At 59.9% G+C, this 4711-nt stretch carries 4 protein-coding genes; 3 read left to right on the top strand and 1 reads right to left on the bottom strand.

What is annotated here, in order from left to right; all coding sequences use genetic code 11:
* The 3 genes from AC1DVH_RS26200 to AC1DVH_RS26190 all read left to right on the top strand — a co-directional run.
* A partial coding sequence (locus tag AC1DVH_RS26200) for a class I SAM-dependent rRNA methyltransferase (RefSeq protein ID WP_477756242.1) occupies positions 1-793 on the top strand: 793 nt, incomplete at its 5' end.
* 93 nt (positions 794-886) lie between these two features.
* Positions 887-3844: a DUF748 domain-containing protein gene (locus AC1DVH_RS26195; RefSeq protein ID WP_477756241.1), complete on the top strand. Its 2958-nt coding sequence runs from the start codon at positions 887-889 to the stop codon at positions 3842-3844.
* A complete protein-coding gene (locus AC1DVH_RS26190) occupies positions 3841-4140 on the top strand; it encodes a DUF2845 domain-containing protein (RefSeq protein WP_477756240.1) in 300 nt (99 codons plus the stop codon). Before AC1DVH_RS26195 ends, AC1DVH_RS26190 begins: the two co-directional genes overlap by 4 nt.
* 197 nt (positions 4141-4337) lie before the next feature.
* On the opposite strand, the gene AC1DVH_RS26185 is transcribed toward AC1DVH_RS26190, so the two are convergent.
* Positions 4338-4694: a BON domain-containing protein gene (locus AC1DVH_RS26185; RefSeq protein WP_477756239.1), complete on the bottom strand. Its 357-nt coding sequence runs from the start codon at positions 4692-4694 to the stop codon at positions 4338-4340.
* Positions 4695-4711: the final 17 nt, after the last annotated feature.

The raw sequence follows: 4711 nt of genomic DNA, 5'->3' as shown, positions 1-4711 counted from the left end.
GCACCTGGGTTATGACACCCTGCTGGTCTACAACGACCGCTCCCGTGGCAACTCGCGCATCGATCGCGAAGACATCGTCTACCGCGCCGACGAAGCCGCCCTGCAGGACCTGGTCGGCCACGAATGGGGCCTGAACTATCGGGTGCGGGGTCGCCATGCCGGACAAGACCCGCTGCTGTTCCTCGACCTGCGCAACACCCGTGGCTGGGTCAAGGACCACAGCAAAAACAAAAGCGTGCTGAACCTGTTCGCCTACACCTGTGGTGTCGGCCTCAGTGCTGCCGCCGGCGGCGCGCGCGAGGTGTGCAACCTGGACTTCGCCGAAGGCAACCTGGCGGTCGGCCGAGAGAACGGTCAACTCAACCCGCAGTTGCCAACCATGGAATTTATCCAGTCCGACTACTTCCCGGCCATTCGCCAACTGGCCGGCCTGCCGATCAGCCAGCGCCGCGGGCAAAAACTGCCGAGCTATCAGCGCCTGGAACAACGCCAGTACGATCTGGTACTGCTGGATCCACCGGCCTGGGCCAAGAGCGCATTCGGCACCGTCGACCTGCTGCGCGACTACCAGAGCCTGCTCAAACCCGCCCTGCTGACCACCGCCGACAACGGCGTGCTGATCTGCTGCAACAACCTGGCAAAAGTCAGCATGGACGACTGGCGCGAGCAGGTTTTGCGTTGTGCAGAGAAGGCCGGGCGGCCGGTGCGTGAGTGGCGCGTGATGACGCCAGGCGCCGACTTCCCGTCGATGGATCAGCAACCACCGCTGAAAACCCTGATCCTGCAGCTCTGATTGCTGTGGGAGAAATCTGAAACTTACTGAACAGGGCGATCACTTGGGAACCGGAAACGCGTGCCATACTCCAAGGCACTCCGGTCCAGACAGATGAAGCCACACATGTACAAAGGATTGATTCGCGCCATTGGTGCCTTGTTGACTGCTCTGGCCCTCTACAGCTTGCTGGGCTTTCTGATTTTACCGGGTGTGGCGCTGCGCGTTGCCAACCAGCAACTGGCCAACTACGCCACCACACCGGCCACGATCCAGCGGATCGAATTCAATCCGTTCAGCCTTGAACTGACCCTTTGGGGCTTGAATATCGGCGAGCCCGGCAAGGAGCAGGTCGGTTTCGAACGTCTGTACGCCAATCTGCAACTCGACAGCCTGTGGACCAAGGCGGTGCACCTGTCCGATGTCGAACTGGACAAGCCCAAGACCGAAATCCTGTTCAGCAAGGACGGCAAACTCAATCTGCTGGGGCTGTTCAAACTGCCAGCGAGCGAACCCACACCCGCCAACCCGGATGCCAAGCCGTTTCCGCTGCGCATCGAGCGGATCAAGCTGGCCGGCGGCGCCGTGCACTTTGAAGATGCCCGGCCCAGCGAGCCCATCGAGTTTCTCTACGACACACTCGATTTCGAGCTGAAGAACCTCAGCACTCTGCCCGATGACAGCGCCGACATGACCTTGGTGGCCGTCGGCCCCAATGGCGGACAAATCGACTGGACCGGCAACTTCAGCCTGATCCCGATCGCTTCCGAAGGTAAGCTGAAAATCACCGATGGCAAAATGAAGGCCTTTTGGCCCTATGTGCGCGACGCCGTGCCACTGGACCTCGAAAACGGCATCATGAGCATCAGTACCGACTACAAATTCAGCCTGGCCAAGGAAACCGAGCTGCTGCTGAGCAATGTAGCGGTCAACATTGCACCCTTCGCGATCAAGGCCCCGGATGGCCGGCCGCTGGTGAAGCTCGAGCGCCTGGACGTCAGCGAAACCACCGTGGACCTGGCCAAACAGCAAGTGGTGGTCGGCAAGATCCGCAGCCACAAACTGGAAACCTGGGCCGCTCTGGAACCGGACGGCCAACTCGACTGGCAGAAACTGTTCGCCAGCCAACCGTCAAAACCCACCGCCAAAGCCAAGGCGGATGCCGAACCAGCCAGCACTCCGGCGGCGGCAGACTCACCGAAGCCCGAACCGGCCGCCCCAGGCAAACCCTGGCAGGTGTTGCTCAAGGATGTGCAGTTGCGCGATTACCAGGTGCATCTGGCCGACCGTAAGGCACAACCTGCCGTCGCCCTGGATCTGAGCCCGCTGAACCTCGACCTGCAAAACTTCGACAGCCTCAACGGCTCACCCTTTACCCTCAAGCTCGATACCGGCGTGGGCAAGCAAGGCAAGATCATGGCCGACGGCGAGGTCAACCTGGCCCCGGTCAGCGCCAGACTAAAGGTCCAGACCAGGGACATCGACCTGCGTGTTGCCCAGTCCTACATCACGCCGTTCATTCGCCTGGAGCTGCGCAGCGGCATGCTCGCCAGCGATCTGGCGGTCGACCTGAAAAGCACCGAGCCCCTGGCCTTCAACGTCACAGGCCGCGCCCAGGTCGATCAGTTGCATACCCTGGACACCCTGAAAACCCGCGACTTCCTCAAGTGGCAACAGGTCGTGGTCGAAGGCCTGAACTATCAGCATGGGGACAGCCTGTCGATCGACAAGATCAACCTGTTCCAGCCCTATGCGCGCTTCATGATCAACGATGATCGCACCACCAACATCGATGACCTGCTGATTCCGCAACCGGCAGACTCCGGGGCAAAACCAGCGGCAAGCAAACCCGCCAGCAACGAAAAACCGTTGGGCATCCACATCGGCGGCATTTTCATCAATGACGGTTCGGCCAACTTTGCCGACTTCAGCCTGACCCCGAACTTCGCCACCGCCATTCAGCAACTCAACGGGCAGATCGGCACCATCGACAGCCGCCAGCCGAAACCGGCCAGTGTCGACGTCAAGGGCAAGGTCGATCGCTACGCGCCAGTGACCATCAAGGGCTCGGTCAATCCGTTCGACCCGATGGCCAGTCTCGACATCGCCACCAGCTTCAAACGCGTGGAACTGACCACGCTGACGCCCTACTCCGGCAAGTTCGCCGGCTACCGTATCCGCAAGGGCCGGCTCAATCTCGACCTGCACTATCAGATCACCAAGGGCCAGCTCAAAGCTGAAAACAAAGTGGTGGTTGAACAACTGCAACTGGGGGAAAAAGTCGACAGCCCGGATGCCGTGAGCCTGCCGCTGAAACTGGCGATTGCCTTGCTCAAGGACGTCGACGGCAAGATCTCCATCGAACTGCCGGTCAGCGGCGACCTGAACAACCCTCAGTTCAGCGTCATGCCGATTATCTGGCAGACCCTGCGCAACCTGATCGTCAAAGCCGCGGCGGCGCCGTTCAAGCTCATTGGCGGGCTGGTCAACGGAAGTGGCGCGGAAGACCTGGGTAGTGTTTCCTTCGCAGCGGGTTCCAGCGACCTGGGCAAGGACGCCGAAGGCGCTTTGGACAAACTGTCCAAGGCGCTCAAGGAACGCCCGGCCCTGCGCCTGGAAATCGAAGGCACCGCCGCCCAGAGCGCCGATGGCCCACTGATCGCCGAACAACGCCTGGAGCGTGAGTACCAGTACAACTACTACAAAATGCTCCAGCGCCGCGGCGACAAGGTCCCGGCCCAGGCTTCGTTGCTGGAAGTGCCAGACGGGGAAAAAGGCCCGCTGCTCGAAGGTATCTACCGCACCCGCCTGAAAACCCAGCCCCCCGCCGAATGGAAGGATCTGGGCAAGGAAGAGCGCACCACGAAAATGCGTGCCGAGGTGATCAAGTTCTGGAGCTCCAGTGACGTGCTGTTGCGTCAACTGGGCCAGGAACGCGCCAGCAGCATCAAGGATTACCTGGTCGACAAGGCCAAACTGGAGGATACCCGGGTGTATTTCATCGACGCCAATCTGGGCGAGGCAGAAAGTGACGGCCGCGTGGTAACACCGATGCATCTGGACGCCGAGTGACGGTTCGGTGGCTGCTGGCTGGCCTGGTTCTGGTGCTATCCGCCAGTCAGGCCTGGGCGGCCGATACCCTGCGCTGTGGCAGCCAATTGATCAGCGTCGGCGATCGCTCCAGCGAAGTTCTGCAGAAATGCGGTGAACCGGTCAGTCGCGACTTGTTGGGTTACAAACGCAGTGCAGATCGGCGCGAGGAGTTTCAGGTCGAGGAATGGACCTACGGACCGAATGGAGGGATGTATCAATACTTGCGGTTCGAAGGTAATCGGCTGAAACAGATCACCAGCAAACGCGGAAACTGACCCCACCCCCAATTCATGTGAACTCGCTCCTACAAATTGATTTTCAGCATTACACATAGAACAGGCCCCGGCAAAAATGCGCGGGGCCTGTGGCGGCCACATCCTTATGGCCCTTCGCATGAACACTCAGGTTGCAACAGACGTATAACTGGGCCCGTCTGTCGCACCTTCTCCCGATCCAGGCGAGAAGCCTTGCCTTACTCGGCTTTCAGGCCGTCAGCGGAGACCGCCTTGACGCCTTTGATTTTCTTGGTGATAGCCACAGCCATTTCTTTTTGCGAATCGGTCACGGCGGTGGTCGATGACAGCGATACCACGCCTTTGTTGGTTTCAACCTTGATGTCGCTACCTGGAATGCCTTTTTCGGTCATCAGGTCGGCTTTGACTTTAGTGGTGATCCAGGTATCGGAAGTAGCTTCTGTAGCCTTGGTCATTTCACCCGCCGCCAAGGTCATTGGAGCCTGGGTGGCTTGAGTGGTCTGGGCGAATGCCGCGTTTGCCATGGTCAGGGTCAGCGCGGTGGCAGTAGCGGCAGCGATAGCGAACTTCTTCATACGAGTAACTCCTGTTT

The organism is Pseudomonas sp. P4_C3, assembly GCF_056402075.1.
The sequence above is the reverse complement of the archived record's forward strand: the minus strand, read 5'-3'. Positions and strand labels throughout refer to the sequence as shown.

Bases quoted from the DNA above. Each gene is read 5' to 3' on its own strand.
- AC1DVH_RS26195 (WP_477756241.1), top strand. From the start codon at position 887: ATGAAGCCACACATGTACAAAGGATTGATTCGCGCCATTGGTGCCTTG.
- AC1DVH_RS26185 (WP_477756239.1), bottom strand. From the start codon at position 4,694: ATGAAGAAGTTCGCTATCGCTGCCGCTACTGCCACCGCGCTGACCCTG.